Annotated in this window: 1 protein-coding gene; it reads right to left on the bottom strand. The window is 59.2% G+C overall.

The window, feature by feature from the left end; genetic code table 11:
- Window positions 1-234 precede the first annotated feature (234 nt).
- A partial coding sequence (locus IG80_RS0111665; RefSeq protein ID WP_232224418.1) for an SHOCT domain-containing protein occupies window positions 235-583 on the bottom strand: 349 nt, incomplete at its 5' end.

The raw sequence follows: 583 nt of genomic DNA, 5'->3' as shown, positions 1-583 counted from the left end.
CAATGTATTAGCCGACGCTAGATGCCACTCTGATGGCGCTGAAATTCGAGAACAGGTCATTGGCGCAGCCATGCGCTGTGGAGATGACCTACCGGTAGCCGGGGACCCTAAAGGGAGCTCGGCATAGATCGCGCCCTCAAGGTGCGTGGACGTGGTGTTCTAATTGGCTAATCCAGGTCGGCTCTTGGCCAATGCACCTGCCGGACAAATTAGGAGAAGGCCCTAACGCGCCAATCACTGTGCCAGCAGCTTAGCCTTCTGGGCATCGAACTCATCCTGCGTCAGCACGCCCTGATCTTTCAGTTTGAGAAGCTTAGCGAGTTCGTCAGCCACCGATGAAGCCGTCCCGCTGGCCGGATGGGCTTGTATGTGGGCTAAAGGTGCTACCACCGCTTCCGTGAACGTAGGGCGCAACTCACGGTCGAGTGTAAGCGTGAGAGCCGCGCCGTTGCGAATGAGCTCCACTGGATAGGTCGGAGACTTAGTAGCCTTGGCCATAGCCTCCAGGTACTCCTCATCGCTCTTGAACCGGCGCCCGGCCACGCGCGTGATCACGTCGTCAACCTGGACGCCGGCACGGGCG

Source organism: Candidatus Paracaedibacter symbiosus, from assembly GCF_000757605.1.
GTDB lineage: Bacteria > Pseudomonadota > Alphaproteobacteria > Paracaedibacterales > Paracaedibacteraceae > Paracaedibacter_A > Paracaedibacter_A symbiosus.
The sequence above is the reverse complement of the archived record's forward strand: the minus strand, read 5'-3'. Positions and strand labels throughout refer to the sequence as shown.